The sequence below is a fragment of the Paraoerskovia sediminicola genome (assembly GCF_030296575.1).
Classification (GTDB): Bacteria; Actinomycetota; Actinomycetes; order Actinomycetales; family Cellulomonadaceae; genus Paraoerskovia; species Paraoerskovia sediminicola.
Window position 1 is genome coordinate 1,974,364 of sequence record NZ_AP027729.1, and the last position, 21,641, is coordinate 1,996,004.

Below are 21,641 nucleotides of genomic sequence, written 5' to 3' on the forward strand. Positions count from 1 at the left end.
GTACCTGCCTGCGGGGCGCGCCGCCGTCAGACGACCGGCAGGACCCGGCCCAGGTCGGGGACGCCGCCGGCGGTGAACTCGGGCCGGAGCGCGCGCGTGAGGTCGTCGACGTCGTAGGGGACGCGGCCCGCGGCCAGCCGGATCCAGGTGCGGGCGTCCGCGACCTCGAGGCTCCAGCCGCCCCGCGCGACCACGATGCGCAGCAGCTCGTCGGCCGCGAGCGCCAGCGCGTCGCGCTCCAGGGGGCTGCCGGCGATCCCCGGGAGCGACCGCTCGAGGTCGTCGCCGTGGACGACGAGCTCGATGAGACGGGACGCGACCATGTCGCGGAGCATGATGGGCCCGCGGCGCGCCTGCACCACGAGGTCGTGCGGGCCGAGGTCGTCGAGCGTGGCGAAGGCCCGGTCGGCCTTCGCGCTGATGCCGGCGACCCGGTCGCGCCGGATCTCGGCGTCGAGCTCGCGCGTGACGGTCGTGATCTCCGCGGAGCGCTGGGGGTAGGTGCCGAGGTACTCGGCGAGGGAGAGCGGAACGGTCCCCGGGGGCACGGGCCCGCACACGGCGAGGGCGTCCATCGCGCGCCCCAGGTGGCTGACGAGCTCGCCCACGCTCCAGCCCGTCACGGCGCTCTCCTCGGCGAGGACGTCGTCGTCCAGGTCCGCCTGGTCGATCCACTCGACGAGCGCGTCCCACTGGGTCCGCAGGGTCCGGGACAGCTGGATCAGGTCGGCGCTCATGCGCCCATCGTCGCGCAACCGGGGGCCGTGTGCGCGGGCCGTCCGTCCGCCGAACCGGTGATCATCGTCGCCCGAACCGGTGGACGGCTCCGATCTGACCCTCGTCATCGCGCGCAAGCGCCGGTTCGGCGATGGTGGTGACGGGTCAGATCCGGACGCGCTCCGCGAGGAAGTCCGTCACCATGGGCCCGAGCTGGTCGAACTCGATGAGGAACCCGTCGTGCCCGAACTCGGAGTGCAGCACCACGAGCGGCTCGGCGCGCGGGATGCCCGCCGCGATCCGGGCGCTCTCCGCCGGGAGGAACAGCCGGTCGGTGTCGACGGCGACGACCAGGGCGCGCGCCGAGATGGTACTGAGCGCGGCCTCGACGCCGCCGCGGTCCCGGCCGAGGTCGTGCGTGACCATCGACTCCGTGAGCCGCACGTAGCTGTTCGCGTCGAACCGCCGGGCGAGCTTGTCGCCGTGGTGGTCGAGGTAGGACTGGACCGCGTACCGACCGTCGGTGAACGGGTCCTCGCCGCCCTGCGGCAGCCGGCCGAACCGGGTGTCGAGCTCGTTGGCGGTCCGGTACGTCGTGTGGGCGATCTGGCGGGCGATGGCCAGCCCGGCGTGGGGTCCGTCGCCGTCGGCCGCCCCGTAGTAGTCGCCGCCGCGGAACCGGGGGTCGGCGTGGATCGCGCCGAGCTGGGCGTGGGCCCAGGCGATCTGGTCGCCGGTGGTCTGCGCGCAGGTTACGACGGTGACGATCGCCTCGACCTCGATCCCGTGCTCGGGCCCCAGCACGGCCCACTCGAGCACCCGGTGGCCGCCCATCGAGGCGCCGACCACGAGGTTCCAGGAGGTGATGCCGAGCGCGCGGGCCAGCTCGATCTCGACGGCGACCTGGTCGCGCGGCGTCACGCGCGGGAACCTGCCGCCCCACGGCTCGCCGTCGGGCGCGGTGCTCGCGGGGCCCGTGGTGCCCTGGCAGCCGCCGAGGACGTTGGGCGCGACGACGAAGTACCGGTCGGTGTCGATCGGGGCGCCGGGCCCGATCATCGCCTCCCACCAGCCCGCGGTCATGTGGCCCGGGCCGGCCGGGCCAGTGACGTGCGAGTCGCCGGTCAGCGCGTGCAGCACGAGGACGGCGTTCGACCCGTCGGGTGCGAGCTCGCCCCAGGTCTCGTACGCGACCCGGACGTCGGGGATGCGGCGCCCGCCCTCGAGGTCGAACGTGCCGACGTCGACAAACCGCCGGTCACCGACCGGGTCGCCCTCGCGCCATGCGGCGGTCACGGGGACCGGGCCGAGGGCGCGCCGACGTCCGCCGCCTGCCCCCGCGGCGCTGCCGGGCGAGGGTCGGGCGGGTGCTGCAGCTGCGTCGTCGTCCATCGGGGTCACCGCTCTCCAGGATACGTTCCCCGCCGGGACGTCACTCGGGCGCCGCGAGCCGTGGGCTCGGGGCCGGTCGTGACGTCCCGGTGAGGATGGTCGGTCAGTCGAGCGCAGCGGCGGCGGCGAAGCCGAACGCGAGGTCCGCGAGGATGTCCTCCACCGCCTCGAGACCGACGGAGAGCCGCACGAGGCCGGGCGTGACCCCGGAGAGGGCCTGCTCGGCGACGGACAGCTGGCTGTGCGTCGTCGAGGCCGGGTGGATCACGAGGGACCGGACGTCGCCGATGTTCGCCACGTTCGAGTGCAGCTTCAGCGCCGAGACGAACGCCTGGCCCGCCGCGGCGCCGCCGTCGATCTCGAAGGCGAGGACGCCGCCCGCCCCGCGCGGCAGGTACTTCTGCGCGGTCGCGTGCCACGGGCTGGACTCCAGCCCGGCGTAGTGGACGTGCCGGACGTCGTCGCGCGCCTCGAGCCACTCGGCGACGGTCTGGGCATTGGCCACGTGGCGCTCGACGCGCAGCGAGAGCGTCTCGATGCCCTGGGCGATGAGGAACGCGTTGAACGGCGACACGGCGGCGCCGAGGTCGCGCAGCAGCTGGACGCGGGCCTTGAGGACGAACGCGAGGTTCGCGCCGAGGATCCCGTTCACGCCGAGGTCGCGGCCGTAGACGATGCCGTTGTACGACGGGTCGGGGGTGTTGAAGCCGGGGAAGCGCTCCGGGTCGGCCTCGAAGTCGAAGTTCCCGGAGTCGACGATCACGCCGCCGATCGCGGCCCCGTGACCCCCGAGGTACTTGGTGGCGGAGTGCACGACGATGTCGGCCCCGTGCTCGATGGGCCGCACCAGGTAGGGCGTCGCGACCGTGTTGTCGACGATGAGCGGGACGCCGGACGCGTGGGCCACGTCGGCGACGAGCGCGATGTCGAGCACGTCGGAGCGCGGGTTGGGGATCGTCTCGGCGAAGAAGGCCTTGGTCTCGGGCCGGACGGCGTCGCGCCACGCCTGCGGGTCGCTCGCGTCCTCGACGAAGGTCGTCGTGATGCCGAGCTTCGGCAGCGAGTGGTGCAGCAGGTTGTAGGTGCCTCCGTAGAGGCTTGCGCTCGCCACGATGTGGTCGCCGGCCTCGGCGAGGTTGAGGATCGCGAACGTCTCCGCCGCCTGGCCGGAGGCCAGCAGCAGCGCGCCGACGCCGCCCTCGAGGTCGGCGATGCGCTCCTCGACGACGCCCTGGGTGGGGTTGCCGATGCGTGTGTAGATGGGGCCGAGGTCCTTGAGCGCGAACCGGTCGGCGGCGACGCCGGCGTCCGGGAAGACGAACGACGTCGTCTGGTAGATCGGCAGCGCGCGGGCGCCGGTCGCCGGGTCGGGCTCCTGCCCGGCGTGGATCTGGCGGGTCTCGAAGGACCAGGTGGGGAGGGTCTGCTCGCTCATCGGGGGCTCCTGGGGTGTCGGCGACGTCGCGTCGGCGGGTCGGTCGGGGCGGGGGTGCGGTCCACGGGTGTGCGCACGCCCCCGGTGGTCCGCCGCACGGGCGGGGCCGACACCGGGAGCCGGCCCGGGTCTCCGGGCAGGCGAACGTGCGCTGTGGTCAGCAGCAGCACATTCGGCAGGTCATGGGTCGACGGTAGGCATCGAGGAGCCCGAGCGACAGAGCTGGTCCACATGGTGGACGGACGTGGACGCGACCCGCACCGCGGCCGGGTCCGCTGCCCCGGGGCGGCGACCTCGGCCCGGGACACGAACCGGCCCCCGACACCGGTGGGGTGTCGGGGGCCGGAAGGTTCGAGCGGGAGCCCTAGGGTCAGTGGCCCGTGTGGTACCCGGTGTCGATGGCGCGCTGGAACGAGCGCTCGATCTCGGCCTCGGCGTCGGCGCGGCCGACCCAGTGGGCGCCCTCGACGGACTTGCCCGGCTCGAGGTCCTTGTAGACCTCGAAGAAGTGCTGGATCTCCAGGCGGTGGAAGTCCGAGACGTCGTCGATGTCCTGGCGCCACGCGGCGCGCTGGTCCCCGGTCGGGACGCACAGGACCTTGTCGTCGCCCCCGGCCTCGTCGCGCATGCGGAACATGCCGAGCGCGCGGCAGCGGATCAGGCAGCCGGGGAACGTCGGCTCCTCGAGGAGCACCAGGGCGTCGAGCGGGTCGCCGTCCTCACCGAGGGTCTCCTCGATGAACCCGTAGTCGTCGGGGTAGCGCGTCGAGGTGAAGAGCATCCGGTCCAGGCGGATCCGCCCGGACTCGTGGTCGACCTCGTACTTGTTGCGCTGGCCCTTCGGGATCTCGATCGTGACGTCGAACTCCACTGTTCCTCCAGGTCGGGGTGCCGTCGCCGGGGTGCGCCTGCCCAGGTTCTCTGGGCGTCGCGCCTGTGCTCGACGGTCGGGGTGCTGCGTGCCTACGGGTTCTGCTGACGGCCCCGACGACCGGGGCGCGTGAGCGCGTGACCAGTGTGACACGCCGGGAGCGGCTCGACCGGGCAGATGTGACGCACACCGCCTCCGATCGGCGATACTTCTCCGAGGCGCCGACCTCGATGCTCGGCGCCCGTGCACGCGGACGGGCGAGAGCCCGACCGAGCACCTGGCACGAGCAGGTGGGCACGAGCAGGTCGGCACGAGCGACGACGGGACGACGATGGGCTGGGGCGCACGGGCCGGTGGAGCCGTCGCCGTCGTCCTCGCGCTCACCGGTGGCTATCTCGCGGCCGACGCGTACGACCTGGTGCCCGGTCTGCTGACCGTCGAGCCGGTCCCGGAACCTGCGGCGCCGTTCCCGGACGCGCCGGGCGCCGTCCTCGGCGCAGTGCCGACCGTCGCGCTCCCCGGACTCGACCCCGACGCACCCACGCCGGCGTCGTCGTCGGTGCAGGCGAAGGTCGACGACCTCGTCGCCGACTCCCGCGTCACCGGCAAGTACGGCGTCCTCGTCCTGGACCAGGCCACGGGGAGACCCTCGGGTCGAGCGGGGCGTCGAGGCTCCTCGCCCCCGCCTCGACCCAGAAGCTGCTCACCGGAGCGGCGGCGCTCTCGGTCCTCGACCCCGAGGCGACGCTCCCTACGCGCGTCGTGCAGTCCGAGGTCGGTGACGGCCTCGTCTACCTCCAGGGCGGCGGCGACTTCCTGCTCGCGCCCGGCGCCGGCGACCCGGTCGCGGTGAACGGCAGGGCCGGGCTGGGGGACCTCGCCGACCAGGTCGCCGCCGAGCTCCGGCTCACTGGCGAGACGACGGTGCGTGTAGCGCTCGACGACTCGCTGTTCGACGGGTCGCTCGTCTCGCCCGCCTGGGACGAGAGCGTCGTGAACCGCGGCTTCGTCGCACCGGTCACCGCGCTCGCCGTCGACGCGGCGCGGCTGGACGAGGAGAAGTACGCCCAGCGTGCCGCAGACCCGTCGATGGCCGCGGCGAAGACGTTCGCCGAGGCGCTCGAGGACCGAGGGATCGAGGTCTCCGGCAGCCCCGTGCGGGCCACGGTCCCGACCGGGACGACCGAGCTGGGCAGCGTCTCGTCCGCCCCCGTGCGTCAGCTCGTCGACTACTTCCTCCAGGAGTCCGACAACTCGATCACCGAGGTCGTCGGCCGGCTGGTCGCGATCGAGTCCGGCCTGCCCGCGACGTGGACCGGCGCGACGCGAGCCGTCGTGGCCGCGACCGGGCGTCTCGGCGTCGACACGACCGGGATGACCCTGGCCGACCTCAGCGGGCTCGCCGACGGGTCCCGGGTCAGCGCCGACCAGCTCGGGCACGTCCTCCAGGCGATGACGAACCCCGAGCTCGACCGGCTCCGCAGCGGTGCGGTCGGGCTGCCCGTCGGCGGTCTCACGGGGACGCTCAGCGAGCGGTTCGTGGGCGAGCCCGCCGCAGGGCTCACGCGCGCCAAGACCGGTTCGCTGCGCGACGTCACGGCGCTCGCGGGGACCGTGATGACCGCGGACGGCCGCATGCTCACGTACGTCATCGTCGTCGACGACACGAAGGAACCGTTCGGCGCGATGCTGATCTTCGACGACTTCGTCGACGAGCTCGCCTCGTGCGGCTGCGGCGGCTGACCGAGCCCGTCCGTCAGGCGGCGACCCGACGGAACCGCACCCGCGCACCCGGGGCGAGGTGCGCCGTCCGAGGCAGGTCGTGGTCGGCGACCACCGCGACGACCGGATAGCCGCCCGTGACCGGGTGGTCGGCGAGCAGCAGCACCGGGTCACCCTCCGGAGGGACCTGGAGCGAGCCCCGCGCGATCGGTTCGCTCGGCAGCTCCGTGCCCGCCCGGGTCGTCCGGCGCACGAGCGGTCGCGCGCCCGCCAGCCGCGCGCCGACCCGGTCCGCCGCCGCGGTGATCTCCCAGTCCTGGGCGAGCAGGAGCGCCACCGACCCGTCGTCGAACCAGTCGTCCCGCGGGCCGAGGACCACGTCGAGGACGGTGACGTCCGACACGTCCGATGCGCCCGACGGTGCCGCGCCGTCCCGCCGTTCGACGGTGGAGCCGGCCGGTCGGTCCGACCCGGAGCCGGATGCGGTGCCCGTGCCGGGGGATCCAGCCGGTGCCCGGCGTGGGCTCGTGCCCACGGCGACGGTGTCGCCGTCGCGCAGCGGCCGCGGCCCGAGCCCGGAGAGGACGTCCGTCGACGCGCTCCCGAGGACGCGCGGGACGTCCACCCCGCCCCGCACGGCGACGTAGGTGCGGAACCCGCGCACCGGTGCGGCGATCGTGACCGTGTCCCCGTCGTCGAGCTCCACCGTGCCCGGGGTGCTGAACCTGCTCTCCGGGCCGTCCGGACCCGAGCCTGCCCGAGCGACCGAAACCGTCGTCTCGGCGCCGGTGACGGCGACCGTCACCGGCCCCTCGGCGCGCAGCGTCGTCGGGCCCGACGCGACCTCCAGTCCCGCCGCGTCGTCGGAATTCCCCACGGCACGGTTCGCCCGGCGCAGCGCCGGCGCGTCGAGCGCGCCCGAGCGCGTCACGCCCAGGTGCGCGACGGCGTCCCGCCCGAGGTCCTCGACCAGGACCGGGTAGGTGGTCCGGGTGACCGTGATCGCCGGGCGTCGGACGGCGTCCGGCACCCCGGCGGGTCCGTCGCCCGCGGCGTGGGGACGGTCGGGCGGGCCGCCGGTGCGGACGGTCCCGGGACCGCTGCCGGGATCGCGGACGCGGTCCAAGACTGGGGTGCTGCCGGCGGGGTCGGTACTGGACTCGACGAAGCGGACCGTGGAGCCCGGGACCAGCAGCGCCGGAGGGTCGCGTTCGAGGTCCCACATCGGCAGGTCCGTGGTGCCGATCAGCTGCCAGCCGCCCGGGCTCTCGCGCGGGTAGACGCCGCTGAACGGGCCGGCGAGCCCGACGGCGCCCGCCGGGATGCGCGTGCGGGGCGAGTCGCGACGGGGGACGTCGAGCCCGGCGTCCCCGGCGAGGTAGGCGAACCCCGGAGCGAACCCCGTGAACGCGACCCGGTACGGCGTCGAGGTGTGCCGACGGACGACCTCCTGGGGCGTGACGCCCAGCAGGTCGGCGACCTCCGCGAGGTCCGCGCCGTCGTAGCGGACCGGGACGACGACCTGGTCCGGGTCCCGCACGCCGGCGGAGGGGTCGGCGGATGGGTCGGGGTCAGGGTGCGCAGACGGGTCCGCAGACGGGCTCCCGGCCGGGTTCGCCTCCGAGTCCGCGGGCGCCGGGTCCGGGGTCGTCGCGTCCGAGGCGGGTGCGTCCCACCTGGGCGCGGAGCGCTCCCGGACGACTGAACGCACGTCGACGGGGGCAAGACCTGCGGCAGGCGTCCGCGCCGGTGTGTCCAGGCCTGGCTCCGGCCGGGCGCTGGGCGAACGGTCGAGCCGCACGAGCACCGTCGCGGCGCCGACGACGGTCTCGACGACCTCCGGGAGCGCGCCGAGCCGCTGCGCGACCGAGATCGGGTCGCCGTCGCCCGAGGCCTCGTCGAGCTCGACGATCAGCGCCCGGGATCCCGCCTCGAGGATGCGCACGGTGGTCGGCCTCCCTCTCGCTATCCGTCATGCGTCATGCGTGTCATGCGTGTCATGCGTGTCATGCGTGTCATGCGTGTCATGCGTGTCATGCGTGTCATGCGTGTCATGCGTGTCACAGCCGCGACGCGGTCGTGTCCGTACCGCGTCGGTGAGGCGCCCGTGCTGCACCAGCCCGGACCAGCCCGGAACCACGACGAGACATGCCGGGCCGTGTCATGCGGCACCGCGGCCGAGCGGGCCACAAGGGTATCCAGGTCACGAGGCAGGGGCACCGCGGTCGGGCGGTGTCTGCAGCGCCGGATACCGTGGCCGGGTGACGAACACCTCTGTCCAGGTCGTCGACTGGCGAGCCGCGGCCCAGATCGCCGGGCGCGTAGCGAACCCCGGGCCCGTCGGCACCCGCGACGAGCTGGAGTCCCTGGTCGCGGGCCTCCGCGAGGCGGCGGCGCGCGCCGTGCCCGAGGTGCTCGACGTGACCGGCATGCGACCCGCGCCCGAGTCCCTCGCCACGAGCGACACGCTGTCCCAGGTCTCGGTGGTGGATCGTCCAGGCTGGGCGCTCGCGAACACGCAGGTCATGGACCTCATGACCCGACCGCTGGCCGAGGGGCTCTCCGCGTCCGAGAGGTCGCAGCTCGCGGCGCCGCTGCCGAGCCTCCTGGGCGCCGCCCAGGTGGGGGCGGTCCTCGCTGCGCTGTCGAGCCGGGTGCTCGGCCAGTTCGACCCGTACGCCGCCGGCCCCGACGCACTCGGCCGGCTCCTGCTGGTCGCCCCGAACGTCCTCGCGGCGGAGCGCTCACTGCGGGTCCGCCGCCGGGACTTCCGGCTCTGGGTGTGCCTCCACGAGCAGACGCACGCGCTGCAGTTCGCCGCGGCGCCGTGGCTCCCGGCGCACCTCTCCGAGCGGACCGGGAGGCTCCTGACGGACATGGCGGCGCGGTCCAGGGACCTGACCGCCGGCCGGTGGAGCGAGCGGGCCGGCGCCGTCGGCCGAGGGCTCGTCAACGCCGTGCACGGGACGGACGGACCCTTCGTCGCGGGCTTCCTGACGCCGGACCAGCGCCGCGTGTTCGACGACGTCACGGCGGTCATGTCGCTCCTGGAGGGGCACGCCGACGTGGCGATGGACGCGGTCGGGCCGAAGGTCGTGCCGACCGTCCGGCAGATCCGGCGACGCTTCGAGCAGCGTCGCGACGGCGCAGGCCGTGGGGCGTTCGACGGGTTGCTGCGCAGGTTCCTCGGGATGGAGAGCAAGCTCGCCCAGTACCGGGACGGTGCGGCGTTCGTGCGCGCGGTCGAGAAGAGCGTGGGCCGCGACGGGTTCAACGCCGTCTGGACCTCTCCGGACACGCTGCCGACGGCGAGCGAGATCGCGGAGCCCGCCGCCTGGGTCGCCCGCGTGCACGGCTGACCATGGTCGGTCCGCCGGCAGAGGTCGCCGCCGCCAGGCGCGCGGTGCGGGAGGTCCTGGCCACCGAGGCCACAGATGCCGCAGAGCCCGGCGGCGGCCTGGTGCTGGTCGCGTGCTCCGGCGGCGCCGACTCCTCGCGCTCGCGGCGGCCGCCGCCTTCGAGGCCGCGTCCTCCCGGCGACGCGCGTCGTCCGGCGCCCCGGGTGCTTGGCGCGCGGGCGCGATCGTGGTCGACCACGGGCTGCAGGTCGGGTCGCGCGCCGTGGCCGAGCGCGCGGCCGAGCAGTGCCGGTCCCTCGGGCTCGACCCGGTCGAGGTCGTCCCGGTGGCGGTCGGTGAGCACGGCGGGTCCGCCGGGCCGGAGGGGCGGGCCAGGGGCGCGCGGTACGCGGCGCTCGCCGACGCCGCGACGCGGCACGGCGCCTCTGCGGTCCTGCTGGGGCACACCCTGGACGACCAGGCGGAGTCCGTGCTCCTGGGTCTCGCCCGCGGCTCGGGGCCCGCTCGCTCGCCGGCATGCCCGCCCTGCGGGGCGTGTACCGCCGGCCGTTCCTCGGCCTCCGCCGGTCCGACACGGAGGCCGTCTGCCGCGCGTCAGGCCTGGATCCCTGGCACGACCCGACGAACGGGGTGACGGGCGCACGGACCGGCGGGACGTCGTCCGACCTCCCGCTGCGCTCGCGGATGCGGCACGAGGTCCTGCCGGTCCTGGGTGACGTGCTCGGCCCCGGTGTCCCCGAGGCGCTCGCGCGCAGCGCCGACCTCCTGCGGGACGACGCCGACGCGCTCGACGCGATCGCGGCCGAAGCACTGGACCGGGCCCTGGACCGGCCACAGGACAGGACCCAGGACGGGGCCCAGGGCCGGGCGCGCGCCCCGGGTGACGGGACCCTCCCCGTGCTCGCCCTCGTCGTCGCGGAGCTGCTCCCGCTGCTCCGCGCCGTCCGGCGTCGTGCCCTGCGCGCGGCGGCCGTCGACGCCGGGGCCCTCCCCGGGTCGCTGTCGGCGGCCCACGTCGACGCGCTCGACGCGCTCGTCGTCGACTGGCGGGGGCAGGGCGCGGTGCACCTCCCGGGTGGCGTCCGGGCCCAGCGGCGATGTGGCAGGCTGGTCTTCGCAGCGTGACCGCGCACCGACACACCCCTTGGAGCACTCGTGGAATCGTCCGACCTCGGTAGCGACATCTCGTCCGTCCTGCTCAGCGAGGAGCAGCTCCAGACCCGTCTCGGCGAGATGGCCGAGCAGATCGACCGCGACTACGCCGGGAAGGACCTCCTGCTCGTCGGCGTCCTCAAGGGCGCCGTCATGGTGATGGCCGACCTCTCGCGGCGCCTCGAGCACCGGGTCCAGATGGACTGGATGGCGGTGTCGTCCTACGGGTCCGGCACCAAGTCGTCCGGGGTCGTGCGCATCCTCAAGGACCTCGACAGCGACCTCCAGGGCCGCAACGTGCTGATCGTCGAGGACATCATCGACAGCGGGCTGACCCTCTCGTGGCTCCTGTCGAACCTGCGCAGCCGGGGCCCGGAGTCGGTCGAGATCGCAACGATGCTCCGTAAGCCCGAGGCGGCCAAGGTCGAGGTCGACGTCCGCTACGTCGGCTTCGACATCCCGACGGAGTTCGTCGTCGGCTACGGCCTCGACTACGCCGAGCTCTACCGGAACCTCCCGTTCGTCGGGACTCTCGCGCCGCACGTCTACTCCGGGAGCTGACCGGGCGGTCCACGCCCTCGGCGAACATTCAGGGAACGTCGAGCCGGAGCGTGTAGTTTCGGTCGCGGAATCGTTGTGCACACGGAGGGAAGCGGGGTAGTGCCCCGCCGTCGATGAACGCCAAGAAGATCTTCAGTGGTCCGTACGTCTGGATCGTCCTCGGGCTCCTCCTCCTGTGGCTGGGCTGGGTGACGTTCAGCACGCCCTCGGTGCAGCGCATCGACACGTCGCAGGGGCTCGAGCTCCTCGCCGGTGACACCGTGGACGAGGCGCTGATCGTCGACGGCGACCAGCGCGTGCGGCTCACGCTCTCCGAGGACTTCACGTTCGAGGACCCGGACGGCGACGAGCAGAACCGCGGCGACGAGGTCGAGTTCTTCTACGTCCAGCCCCAGGGCGAGGAGGTCGTCGACGCCGTCACGGCCGCCGAGCCGAAGGACGGCTACGACTCCGAGATCGCGCGGCAGTCGTTCCTCGCGTCGATGCTCGGCCTGATCATCCCGTTCCTCATCATCGGCGTGCTCTTCTGGTTCCTGCTGTCCCGCATGCAGGGCGGCGGCTCGAAGGTCATGGGCTTCGGCAAGTCGAAGGCCAAGCTCCACAGCAAGGACACCCCGCAGGTCACGTTCGCCGACGTCGCGGGCGCCGACGAGGCGGTCGAGGAGCTCCACGAGATCAAGGAGTTCCTCTCCGAGCCCGCGAAGTTCCAGGCGATCGGCGCGAAGATCCCCAAGGGCGTCCTGCTCTACGGCCCTCCGGGCACCGGTAAGACGCTCCTCGCCCGGGCCGTCGCCGGCGAGGCGGGCGTGCCGTTCTACACGATCTCCGGCTCCGACTTCGTCGAGATGTTCGTGGGTGTCGGCGCCAGCCGCGTGCGCGACCTGTTCGAGCAGGCGAAGCAGAACTCGCCCGCCATCATCTTCGTCGACGAGATCGACGCCGTCGGTCGCCACCGCGGTGCCGGCATGGGCGGTGGGCACGACGAGCGGGAGCAGACCCTCAACCAGCTCCTCGTCGAGATGGACGGGTTCGACGTCAAGACGAACGTCATCCTCATCGCCGCGACCAACCGGCCCGACATCCTCGACCCCGCGCTGCTGCGCCCGGGGCGGTTCGACCGGCAGGTCGCCGTCGAGGCCCCCGACCTGCGCGGTCGCGAGGCGATCCTGCGGGTGCACGCCGCGGGCAAGCCGATCGTCCCCGACATCGACCTCGTCGGGGTCGCCCGCCGGACGCCGGGCTTCACGGGTGCGGACCTCGCCAACGTCCTCAACGAGGCGGCGCTGCTCACCGCGCGCAGCGGGGCACAGCTCATCGACGACCGCGCGCTCGACGAGGCGATCGACCGCGTCATCGCCGGGCCGCAGAAGCGCACCCGCGTCATGAACGTCAAGGAGCAGAAGATCACGGCGTACCACGAGGGCGGTCACGCGCTCGTGGCGGCGGCGATGCGGTACACGGACCCCGTCACCAAGGTGACGATCCTGCCCCGCGGACGCGCCCTCGGCTACACGATGGTCATGCCGACGGAGGACAAGTACTCGACGACGCGCAACGAGCTGCTCGACCAGCTCGCTTACGCGATGGGTGGCCGCGTCGCCGAGGAGATCGTCTTCCACGACCCGACCACCGGCGCCTCGAACGACATCGAGAAGGCCTCGGCGACGGCCCGCAAGATGGTCACCGAGTTCGGCATGAGCGAGCGCATCGGCGCCATCAAGCTCGGCCAGTCCGCGGGCGAGCCCTTCATGGGCCGCGACATGGGCCACCAGCGCGACTACTCCGAGGCCGTCGCCGGGACCGTGGACCACGAGGTCCGCACCCTCGTCGACGCGGCGCACGACGAGGCGTGGGCCGTGCTCACCGAGTACCGCGACGTCCTCGACGCGCTGGTCCTCGAGCTCCTCGAGAAGGAGACCCTCAACCAGGCAGAGCTCGCGCGCGTGTTCGCGCCCGTCGTCAAGCGCGAGCCGCGCGACGTCTGGCTCTCGTCGGAGCAGCGTGCGGTCTCGACCCGCGGCCCCGTGCTCACGCCGGCGGAGATCGCCGAGCAGGGCGACGTCCCCGTCGTCCCGCAGGACTACGCCGCCGCCGCGAACGACGAGGTCCCCGTGGAGAGGACCGGCGAGGTCCCGCCGACCGGTGAGGTCGGGTCTCCGGTCGCAGAGTCGACGCCCGCCCCCGAGGCGTCGGGCGTCCAGGACGCGCCGACGGACGGCCCGTCCGCCCCCGACGAGAACCAGCAGCGTGACTGAGATCCACGCCGACGCGCACCTGCCGGTGCCCGCTGACGTCCCGGACTTCGACGAGCCGCGCGCGGCCGCGGCCGTGCGCGAGCTGTTGCTCGCGGTCGGGGAGGACCCCGACCGCGAGGGTCTCCGGGACACCCCGGCCCGCGTCGCCCGGGCGTACCGCGAGGTCTTCGCGGGGCTCCGGCAGGGGGCGGACGACGTCCTCACCACGACCTTCGACCTCGGCCACGAGGAGATGGTGCTGGTCAAGGACATCGAGCTGTACTCGACGTGCGAGCACCACCTCGTCCCGTTCCACGGCGTCGCGCACGTCGGGTACATCCCGAGCGTCGACGGCCGGATCACGGGCCTGTCGAAGCTCGCCCGGCTCGTCGAGGTGTTCGCCCGCCGTCCGCAGGTCCAGGAGCGGCTCACGTCGCAGATCGCCGACGCCCTGGTCGAGCATCTCGACCCTCGCGGCGTGATCGTGGTCGTCGAGTGCGAGCACCTGTGCATGTCCATGCGCGGCGTCCGCAAGCCGGGTGCCCGCACGGTGACGTCGGCCGTCCGCGGCCAGATGCGCGACGGCACCACCCGCGCCGAGGCGATGAGCCTCATCATCGGGCGGTAGCGGTCGTGCCCCGCCCCGACCGCTCGACGAGGCCGTCGCCGCTGCCGGACGCGCTCGCCGCGCGCGACCGCACGCTCGTCATGGGCGTCGTCAACGTCACACCTGACTCGTTCTCGGACGGCGGACGCTGGTTCGAGCCGTCGGCGGCGGTCGCCCACGGGCGGCTCCTCGCGGCGCAGGGGGCCGACATCCTCGACGTGGGCGGCGAGTCCACGAGGCCGGGGGCGGGCCGCGTGCCGGTCGACGTCGAGGCGGACCGCGTGCTGCCGGTCGTCACCGCGCTGGCCGCCGAGGGGCACGTGGTGAGCGTCGACACGACCAGGGCCGAGATCGCCGAAGCGGCGGTCGGGGCCGGCGCCGCGATCGTGAACGACGTGTCGGGCGGGCTCGCCGACGAGGCCATGTACGGCGTCGTGGCGCGCCTCGGGGTCGTGTACGTCGCGATGCACTGGCGCGGGCACTCGGATGTCATGGACTCCCTCGAGGACTACGGCGACGTGGTGCTGGACGTGCGCGACGAGCTCGCGCAACGGATGGCTGCGCTGCGCGCGGCCGGTGTCGCCGACGAGCAGATCGTGCTCGACCCGGGCCTCGGCTTCGCGAAGAGCGGCGACGCGAACTGGCCACTGCTCGCGCGCCTGGACGAGCTGACGGCGCTGGGCCGGCCGGTGCTGGTCGGTGCCTCGCGCAAGCGCTTCCTCGGCCGGCTCCTCGCCGGGCCGGAGGGTGCGCCCGTCCCGCCGCTCGCCCGTGACGGCGCGACCGCTGCGATCTCTGCGCTCGCCGCCGCGGCGGGAGCCTGGTGCGTGCGGGTGCACGACGTGCCAGGGTCGGTGGACGCTGTACGGGTGGCAGCGGCCTGGAAGCGGGCCGCAGCGGACGGCGGTGCAACCGAGCGCGTCACGACGGGGACCGGTGAGGCACCCAGGTCGGGCGACGCGCCGGTCGAACCGCCGGACGGGACGACAGACCACGCGACGATGCGGAGGACGACGTGAACGGAACCAGCGGAGCCCCCGGGCTGCCCGGGGCGGTCCTGGCCGGCGACGGGCTGCCCGCCGACCAGATCCGGCTCGTCGGGCTGAGCGCCACGGGTCACCACGGCGTGCTGGACCACGAGAAGCGGGACGGCCAGGTGTTCCTCGCCGACGTCGTGCTGCACCTGGACACGCGTCCCGCCGCCGCCGGGGACGACCTCGCGGACACCACGAGCTATGCCGAGGTCGCCGAGGACGTCGTCGGCGTCCTGGAGGAGCGCCCGCCGACCTCATCGAGACGGTCGCGGAGCGGATCGCGGCGACGGTCCTCGAGCACCCCGGGGTGGTGGCGGTCGACGTCGTCGTCCACAAGCCGCAGGCCCCGATCACGGTCCCGTTCGAGGACGCGGCGGTCGCCGTCCGGCGTGACCGCACGGTGCGTCCGCCCGTCGTCGCCCCCGCACCGCGCGCCTCGCTCCCCGCGGTCGACGTGGAGCCCGCACCTGTTGCGGTGCCCGCGCCCGGTGCGGAGCCGGCGGCCGAGCCCGAGCCGGAGACCGAGCTCGCTGCCGTACCCAGTGTCGAGGAACCGACCGGCCCCGAGGCCGTCGGGCCGCCGACGCCCGCGGATGCGGACGACGAGCGACCCGACCGGATGGACGCGGTACCTCCGGGCCCCGTCGAGGTCGTCATCGCTCTCGGCGCGAACCTGGGCGACCCCAAGGCGACGTTGCGGGCGGCGGTGCTGGACGTCGACCGCATCACGGGCCTGGAGCTGACCGAGGTCGCGCCGCTCGCCAGGACCGAGGCCGTCGGGGGACCCGACCAGCCCGACTACCTGAACACGGTCGTGCTGGGGCGGACGACGCTCGCCGCCCGCGACCTGCTCCACGCCTGCCAGCGGGTCGAGCAGCGCCACGGTCGCGTGCGCGACGAGCACTGGGGGCCCCGCACCCTGGACGTCGACATCATCACGTACGGGACGCTCGTCGGGTCGAGCGCGGATCTCGAGCTGCCGCACCCGCGCGCCCACGAGCGGGCCTTCGTGCTCGAGCCCTGGGCCCACGTGGCGCCGGACGCCGTGCTGCCCGGTCTCGGCGGTGGCGGTGTCGAGGCGCTCGCCGCGACCGCGCCGGACAGCGACGGGATCCGGTGGCTCGCGCTCGACTGGCTCGAGGAGCCTGCCGGCTCGGCCGAGCAGCCTCCGGCGATCGAGGTGGGTTCGTCCCCCGGACCGGCCGACGGGGATTCGCGCTCGCGTGACGTGGCCGACGCGGGTGGCTTCGGCGATCACGGCAGCGACGACCACCGCGAGTTCGACGACCATGGCAGTGGCGAGCAGGGCAGCGGCGACCACCAGGGCATCGGCGGTCCTGCCGACCTCGACGAGCAGGGCAGCGGCGAGCACGGCACCAGCGAGGACGGTGCAGGCCCCGACGCTCTGGACGGCGACCACGCGGGCGACCCCGAGGACGGCCGGGCCGTCGCTCCCGCCGTCGACGGACCCGAGGACGCCGCCACGTACCCCGACGGTGAGCCGCAGGCCGGCGCCGGGTCGGACGAGCAGACCGCGAGGACTGTGCCGCCACCCCCGTCGACGCTCGGGTGACGGGATGAGCGATCCAGCGGTGCGACCGACGAGGGTCCGGACCCTCGTCCTGGTCGCCGTGGCCTCGACCGTGCTGAGCGGCATCGTCGCCCGTCTGCTCGAGGACGCGGGAGTGTTCCTCGCCGCCGTGCCCTGGCCGGTCGACGTCGCACTCCTGCTCCTCGCGGGCGCCGTGCTCTGGGCCGGCTCGACGGTCCGCTCCTACCTGCGCGGGAACAGGCCGGGGCTGAGCGGTCTCCGCGCGGCCCGCACCCTGGTGCTCGCGAAGTCCGCCGCGCTCGCCGGCTCCTTGCTCGTGGGGTGGTACGGCGGTCAGGCCCTGGTCCTCATGGGTGAGGCGGGCATCGAGGCGCGGCGGGACAAGGCGATCGCGGCGGGGGTCGCGGTCCTGTGCTCGGTGGTCCTCGCGATCGCGGGGCTCGTCGCGGAGAGGTTCTGCCGGCTGCCGCCGCAGGACGGCGACCCGCGGTCCGGCGCGGACGCGCCCGGCGAGGAGGCGCGGCGCGACGAAGGCCCGGAGGAGGAGGGGCTGCCGGCCTGAACCGTCGGCCGCCGTGGCCTGAGAAGATAAGGGCATGAGCGACAGCACCCCCGCGAGCCCCACGCCCGCACGGAGCCCGTTCGACCCTCCGGGCGTGGAGTGGACGTCGGTCTCACCTCGGCTCGTCCGCGCCCGGTTCGTCGTGATCGGGCTGGTGCTGCTCGTCCCGCTCGTCGCGGGTGTGGTCCTCGCGACCCTCGTGACGCCGTGGTGCTGGTCGATCGTCGTCGTGGTCGTAGCTGTCGCGCTCTGGTCGGGGTGGCTCGTCCCGCGTCAGGTGCGTGCGACCCGGTACGCCGAGCGTGACGACGACCTCCTGGTCCGGCGCGGCATCATGTTCCGGTCGCTCGTCGTCGTCCCGTACGGGCGGCTCCAGTACGTCGACGTCGAGGCCGGGCCGGTCGCGACCCGGTTCGGGATCGCGAACGTGCAGCTCCACACCGCGTCCCCCGCGACGGACGCCGCGATCCCGGGCCTCGGTCACGACGACGCCGCCCTGCTGCGCGACCGCCTCGCTGCGCGGGGCGAGGCGCGGCTGGCCGGGCTGTGAGCGTCCCGGAGGGGACCGAGCGCGCACCGGTCGACGGCGGCGCCACGCGCCCGTCGGACGACGGCCTCGTCTGGCGCCGCGTCCACCCGGTGACCGCGCTGGTCCGGGGGTGGACGGTCATCGCCGCTCTCGGGTTCATCGCCGTCCAGCAGTCGTTCGACGACGTGGTCAGCGGCAACGTGCCCGTCGGGCTGCGCTACCTCGGTCCGCTCCTGATCGGCATCGCGGTCGTCGCGGTCGTGGCGGGCGTGTACTCGTGGCTCGCCTGGCGGCGGACCGCGTACGCGGTCGACGACGACTCGGTGCACCTGCGCACGGGGATCCTGTTCCGCCAGCAGCGTCGCGCACGCCTCGACCGGCTCCAGGCCGTGGACGTGGTCCAGCCGCTCCTCGCCCGGATCTTCGGTCTCGGCGAGCTCAAGCTCGAGGTCGCCGGCGGCGCCGACTCCGCGATCAAGATCGGTCTGCTGCGTATGTCCGACACCGAGGTGCTGCGCAACGAGCTCCTGGCGCTCGCGGCAGGGGTGAAGCGGAGCCGCGCTGGTGGTCGGGCTCCGACCGACCTGCGGCAGCGTGACCACGGCCTCGCCGTCGACGGTGCTCGGCCGTCCGACGCGGCGCCGGACGCGGCAACGAACGTGGCACCGGATGGGACATCGGGTGAGCCGTCGGACCTCGCGCCGGACGGCGTCCGTGAGCTCGGAGCGCCCGCCGGGCCCGGTGGTGCCCCGGCACCCGCGCGCGCCGGCGACGTCGCGACCCCCGGAAGCGGGCACCCCGGGACCCTCGACGCGGACGACGAGCCGTTCGCGGCCGCGCCGGAGCAGCACGTGCTCGACGTGCCCGTGGGCCGGCTCGTCGCGTCCGTCGTCCGGTCCGGCGCCACGGTCGCGATGCTCGTGTTCGTCGTCGCGGTGGTGTCGTTCGTCGTCCCCTCCCCGGGGCGGCAGGACATCGGGATCGCCGTCGGCCTGCTCCCGGGCTTCCTCGGTCTCGGCGGCTACCTCTTCTCGCAGTTCTCGCGCGGCTTCGGGTTCCGCAGCGCGATCTCGCCGGACGGGATCCGGCTGCGGCACGGTCTGCTCGAGGCGCGGGCGCAGACCATCCCTCCGGGACGGGTCCAGGCCGTGCGGCTCTCCCAGAACCTGCTGTGGCGCGACCGGGACTGGTGGCGCGTCGAGGTGAACGTCGCAGGCTACGGACCGACGGCCGACGGCGGTCATTCCAGCAGCCTGCTGCTGCCCGTCGGGACCCGGCAGGACGCGATCACGTCCCTGTGGCTCGTGCTCCCCGACCTCGGCGTCGAGGACCCGCTCGGGTTCCTCGACCAGGCGCTCGTCGGCACCGGTCCCGCCACCGGTTCAGGCGCCGGCGCCGGCGCCGGCACACCCACGGACCTCGGCTCAGACGCTGGCTCAGGCATCGGCTCAGACGCAGCCGACCCCGACCGCTCCGCGGGCCCCGCCCACGGGTTCGTCACGAGCCCCCGGCGGGCGGGCTGGCTCGACCCGTGGTCGTGGCGTCGCAATGGCTTCGCGGCGACGGGGCGCGCGCTGGTGCTCCGCTCGGGGCGGTTCCGCCGGGTGGTGGACGTCGTCCCGCACGAGCGCACGCAGTCGCTCGGCCTCGAGCAGGGGCCGTGGCAGCGGCGTCTCGGGCTCGCGTCGATGGTGGTCCACTCGACGCCCGGCCCCGTGTCCCCGCGGGCGCACCACCTCGACGCTCTCGTCGCGGCGGACCTCGTCGACGCGCAGTCCGTGCGCGCTCACGACGCTCGGGCCGCTGCGGGTCCCGAGGCGTGGTTGAGCGGCCCGCCGGCCGAGCCCGGGACGGAGGCCCGATGAGCGCGGCCCGACAGCCCGGCCGCCAGGGTCGGCTGGGGATCGGCGTCGTCGGCGCGGGCAGGGTGGGTGCCGTCCTCGGCAGCGCGCTGCGCGCGACGGGGCACGCCGTGGTGGGGGCGAGCGGCGTGTCGCAGGCGTCGCTGGAGCGCATCGAGACGCTGCTGCCCGGCGTCCCCGTGCTCGAGGTCGCCCAGGTGGTCGAGCGGTCGGAGCTCGTGCTCCTCTCCGTGCCGGACGACGCCTTGTCCGGTCTGGTCGCCGGGCTCGCCGAGGTCGGCGCCTGGCAGCCCGGACAGCTCGTCGTGCACACGTCCGGCCGGTACGGGACCGGGGTCCTGGACCCGGCGCGCCGCAGCGGGGCGATCCCGCTGGCGGTGCACCCTGCGATGACCTTCACCGGCACCTCGCTGGACCTCGCCCGTCTCGAGGGGACGACCTTCGCGGTCACGGCCCCGACCCCGGTCCAGCCGATCGGGCAGGCGCTCGTCGTGGAGATGGGCGGCGAGCCCGTGGTGGTCGCGGAGGAGTCGCGGGGCCTGTACCACGCCGCGCTCGCGCACGGAGCGAACCACCTCGTCGTCCTCGTCGCCCAGGCCGCGCAGGCCCTGCGGGCGGCGGGCGTCGAGCAGCCCGGGCGGGCCCTCGCCCCGCTGCTGGGGGCCGCGCTCGACGGGTCCGTGCGGGCGGCGGACGCCGACGGGCCGACGCTCCCGGACGTCGTCCGACACCCCGAGGACCTGGACGACGACCCCGGGCCGGCGGCCGCCGCGGACCCGGCCGAGGCGACGGCGGGACCGGGCGCGATCAGCGCGCTCACCGGTCCGGTCGCGCGCGGGGACGTCGGGACGGTCGCGACCCACCTGACCGAGCTCACCGCGCTGGCGCACCGGGTGGGAGCGACGGACGTGCCGTCGTCGTACCGCGAGCTCTCGCGCGGCGCGACGCGCCGCGCCCTCGCTGCGGGACGGATCGACGAGAAGCAGGCGCAGCAGCTGTTGGACGCGCTCGAGGAGGCGGAATGACCACGACACCCCACAACCCCCGGAGCGCCGGCGGCCCCTCGGAACAGGCCGCACGCCGCGGTCCGACCGTGGTGCGCACGCGCGCCCTGCTCGCGTCGACGCTCGGGCGCGGCGATGGGCTCAGCGATGGGCGCGACGGTGGGCGCAGCGATCGAGGGGAGCGCCCCCGCCGCGCCGTCGTCATGACCATGGGCGCCCTGCACGACGGCCACCTGCGGCTGGTCGAGCGCGCGCGCGAGGCGGTCGGGAAGGCGGGGCAGGTCGTCGTCACGATCTTCGTCAACCCGCTGCAGTTCGGGCCGGACGAGGACCTCGACGCCTACCCGCGCGACCTGGAGCGCGACGTCGAGCTCCTGACGGCGGCCGGGGTCGACGTCGTCTTCGCGCCCGACCGGGACGTCGTCTACCGGGGCGGGGACCCGATCGTCCGGGTGAGCGCCGGGACGATCGGCGAGGTGCTCGAGGGCGCGCACCGTCCGGGGCACTTCGACGGGGTCCTCACGGTGGTCCTCAAGCTGCTCCGGCTCGTGCGCCCGGACGTCGCGGTGTTCGGGGAGAAGGACGCCCAGCAGCTGCTCGCGGTGCGGCGGATGGTCCACGACCTCGACGTCCCCGTCGAGATCGTCGGCGTCCCCATCGTGCGCGAGCCGGACGGCCTCGCACTCTCCTCGCGCAACGTCTACCTGTCCGCGGACGAACGTGCCGAGGCCGTCGCGCTCAGCGCCGCGCTGCGCGCCGGCGAGGCGGCGGCGGGCGAGGGGCGCGGCCCGCAGGAGGTCGTGGCGCGCGCGGCGGGAATGCTGAACGCGCATCCCGGCGTTGCCGTGGATTACCTGGCGCTGGTCGATCCGACTACCGTGGAGGACGTCGGTCCCGCGTACAGCGGCCCCGCGCTGCTCCTCGTCGCGGCCCGCGTCGGGACGACACGACTGATCGACAACCTGGCGGTGGACCTACCCGCGCAGGCGAGCTGACGGAAGGCGACATCGTGAACCAGACAGGCGCGACCTCCGGGGCGCCGGAGTCT

The 21,641-nt window shown here is 74.5% G+C and carries 17 protein-coding genes and 2 pseudogenes; 14 read left to right on the plus strand and 5 right to left on the minus strand.

Annotation, left to right across the window (positions count from 1 at the left end; translation table 11 throughout):
* Window positions 1-26: 26 nt before the first annotated feature.
* From QUE47_RS09245 to QUE47_RS09260, 4 genes are all read right to left on the minus strand, one after another.
* On the minus strand, window positions 27-737 hold the full coding sequence (locus QUE47_RS09245; protein ID WP_286217053.1) for a maleylpyruvate isomerase N-terminal domain-containing protein: 711 nt from the start codon (window positions 735-737) through the stop codon (window positions 27-29).
* A 145-nt stretch (window positions 738-882) separates the two neighbouring features.
* A complete protein-coding gene (gene metX, locus QUE47_RS09250; RefSeq protein WP_286217054.1) occupies window positions 883-2,109 on the minus strand; it encodes a homoserine O-acetyltransferase MetX in 1,227 nt (408 codons plus the stop codon).
* Window positions 2,110-2,212: 103 nt separating this feature from the next.
* Window positions 2,213-3,544, minus strand: a complete 1,332-nt coding sequence (locus tag QUE47_RS09255; RefSeq protein ID WP_286217055.1) for a bifunctional o-acetylhomoserine/o-acetylserine sulfhydrylase — start codon at window positions 3,542-3,544, stop codon at window positions 2,213-2,215.
* A 370-nt stretch (window positions 3,545-3,914) separates the two neighbouring features.
* A complete protein-coding gene (locus QUE47_RS09260) occupies window positions 3,915-4,415 on the minus strand; it encodes an inorganic diphosphatase (RefSeq protein ID WP_286217056.1) in 501 nt (166 codons plus the stop codon).
* Window positions 4,416-4,658: 243 nt separating this feature from the next.
* Between QUE47_RS09260 and dacB the strand changes: the two genes are divergently transcribed.
* Window positions 4,659-6,158 carry a D-alanyl-D-alanine carboxypeptidase/D-alanyl-D-alanine endopeptidase gene (dacB, locus tag QUE47_RS09265; RefSeq protein WP_286217057.1) on the plus strand — a complete coding sequence of 500 codons (1,500 nt, stop codon included), beginning with the start codon at window positions 4,659-4,661 and terminating at the stop codon, window positions 6,156-6,158.
* A 13-nt stretch (window positions 6,159-6,171) separates the two neighbouring features.
* Here the strand turns inward: dacB and QUE47_RS09270 are convergent, their stop codons facing one another.
* Entirely contained in the window at window positions 6,172-8,082 is a 1,911-nt protein-coding gene (locus tag QUE47_RS09270) for a 5-oxoprolinase subunit B/C family protein (protein WP_286217058.1), read from the minus strand.
* 316 nt (window positions 8,083-8,398) lie between these two features.
* Between QUE47_RS09270 and QUE47_RS09275 the strand changes: the two genes are divergently transcribed.
* The 13 genes and pseudogenes from QUE47_RS09275 (at window position 8,399) to panC (ending at window position 21,588) form a co-directional block, all read left to right on the plus strand.
* Window positions 8,399-9,496, plus strand: coding sequence for a zinc-dependent metalloprotease (locus tag QUE47_RS09275; protein WP_286217059.1), 1,098 nt, complete (start codon window positions 8,399-8,401; stop codon window positions 9,494-9,496).
* Window positions 9,497-9,498: 2 nt separating this feature from the next.
* Window positions 9,499-10,621, plus strand: a pseudogene (tilS, locus tag QUE47_RS17385) (tRNA lysidine(34) synthetase TilS).
* Window positions 10,622-10,651: 30 nt separating this feature from the next.
* Complete coding sequence (gene hpt, locus QUE47_RS09285) at window positions 10,652-11,209, plus strand: hypoxanthine phosphoribosyltransferase (protein ID WP_286217060.1); 558 nt, start codon at window positions 10,652-10,654, stop codon at window positions 11,207-11,209.
* A gap of 113 nt (window positions 11,210-11,322) precedes the next feature.
* Window positions 11,323-13,464 carry an ATP-dependent zinc metalloprotease FtsH gene (gene ftsH, locus QUE47_RS09290; protein ID WP_286217061.1) on the plus strand — a complete coding sequence of 714 codons (2,142 nt, stop codon included), beginning with the start codon at window positions 11,323-11,325 and terminating at the stop codon, window positions 13,462-13,464.
* Window positions 13,457-14,071, plus strand: a complete 615-nt coding sequence (folE, locus tag QUE47_RS09295) for a GTP cyclohydrolase I FolE (protein WP_286217062.1) — start codon at window positions 13,457-13,459, stop codon at window positions 14,069-14,071. Before ftsH ends, folE begins: the two co-directional genes overlap by 8 nt.
* A gap of 5 nt (window positions 14,072-14,076) precedes the next feature.
* Window positions 14,077-15,069: a dihydropteroate synthase gene (gene folP / locus QUE47_RS09300; RefSeq protein WP_434019670.1), complete on the plus strand. Its 993-nt coding sequence runs from the start codon at window positions 14,077-14,079 to the stop codon at window positions 15,067-15,069.
* 107 nt (window positions 15,070-15,176) lie between these two features.
* Window positions 15,177-15,409: pseudogene (locus QUE47_RS09305) on the plus strand (dihydroneopterin aldolase); the annotation flags it as partial.
* A complete protein-coding gene (folK, locus tag QUE47_RS09310) occupies window positions 15,395-16,657 on the plus strand; it encodes a 2-amino-4-hydroxy-6-hydroxymethyldihydropteridine diphosphokinase (protein ID WP_350227743.1) in 1,263 nt (420 codons plus the stop codon). The pseudogene QUE47_RS09305 and the gene folK, both read left to right, overlap by 15 nt.
* A 4-nt stretch (window positions 16,658-16,661) precedes the next feature.
* The gene (locus tag QUE47_RS09315) at window positions 16,662-17,198 is read left to right on the plus strand and encodes a DUF3180 domain-containing protein (protein WP_286217063.1); all 537 of its coding nucleotides are present in this window, start codon (window positions 16,662-16,664) and stop codon (window positions 17,196-17,198) included.
* Window positions 17,199-17,232: 34 nt separating this feature from the next.
* On the plus strand, window positions 17,233-17,748 hold the full coding sequence (locus tag QUE47_RS09320) for a PH domain-containing protein (RefSeq protein WP_286217064.1): 516 nt from the start codon (window positions 17,233-17,235) through the stop codon (window positions 17,746-17,748).
* Window positions 17,745-19,592 carry a PH domain-containing protein gene (locus QUE47_RS09325; RefSeq protein WP_286217065.1) on the plus strand — a complete coding sequence of 616 codons (1,848 nt, stop codon included), beginning with the start codon at window positions 17,745-17,747 and terminating at the stop codon, window positions 19,590-19,592. Before QUE47_RS09320 ends, QUE47_RS09325 begins: the two co-directional genes overlap by 4 nt.
* Complete coding sequence (locus tag QUE47_RS09330) at window positions 19,589-20,614, plus strand: Rossmann-like and DUF2520 domain-containing protein (RefSeq protein ID WP_286217066.1); 1,026 nt, start codon at window positions 19,589-19,591, stop codon at window positions 20,612-20,614. The genes QUE47_RS09325 and QUE47_RS09330 overlap by 4 nt, the downstream gene beginning before the upstream one ends.
* A complete protein-coding gene (gene panC, locus QUE47_RS09335; RefSeq protein ID WP_286217067.1) occupies window positions 20,611-21,588 on the plus strand; it encodes a pantoate--beta-alanine ligase in 978 nt (325 codons plus the stop codon). Before QUE47_RS09330 ends, panC begins: the two co-directional genes overlap by 4 nt.
* Window positions 21,589-21,641 lie beyond the last annotated feature (53 nt).

Coding starts and splice junctions, on each gene's coding strand:
- QUE47_RS09330 (WP_286217066.1), top strand. CDS start 19,589: ATGAGCGCGGCCCGACAGCCCGGCCGCCAGGGTCGGCTGGGGATCGGC.
- panC (WP_286217067.1), top strand. CDS start 20,611: ATGACCACGACACCCCACAACCCCCGGAGCGCCGGCGGCCCCTCGGAA.
- ftsH (WP_286217061.1), top strand. CDS start 11,323: ATGAACGCCAAGAAGATCTTCAGTGGTCCGTACGTCTGGATCGTCCTC.
- QUE47_RS09255 (WP_286217055.1), bottom strand. CDS start 3,544: ATGAGCGAGCAGACCCTCCCCACCTGGTCCTTCGAGACCCGCCAGATC.
- metX (WP_286217054.1), bottom strand. CDS start 2,109: ATGGACGACGACGCAGCTGCAGCACCCGCCCGACCCTCGCCCGGCAGC.
- QUE47_RS09320 (WP_286217064.1), top strand. CDS start 17,233: ATGAGCGACAGCACCCCCGCGAGCCCCACGCCCGCACGGAGCCCGTTC.
- QUE47_RS09315 (WP_286217063.1), top strand. CDS start 16,662: ATGAGCGATCCAGCGGTGCGACCGACGAGGGTCCGGACCCTCGTCCTG.
- QUE47_RS09245 (WP_286217053.1), bottom strand. CDS start 737: ATGAGCGCCGACCTGATCCAGCTGTCCCGGACCCTGCGGACCCAGTGG.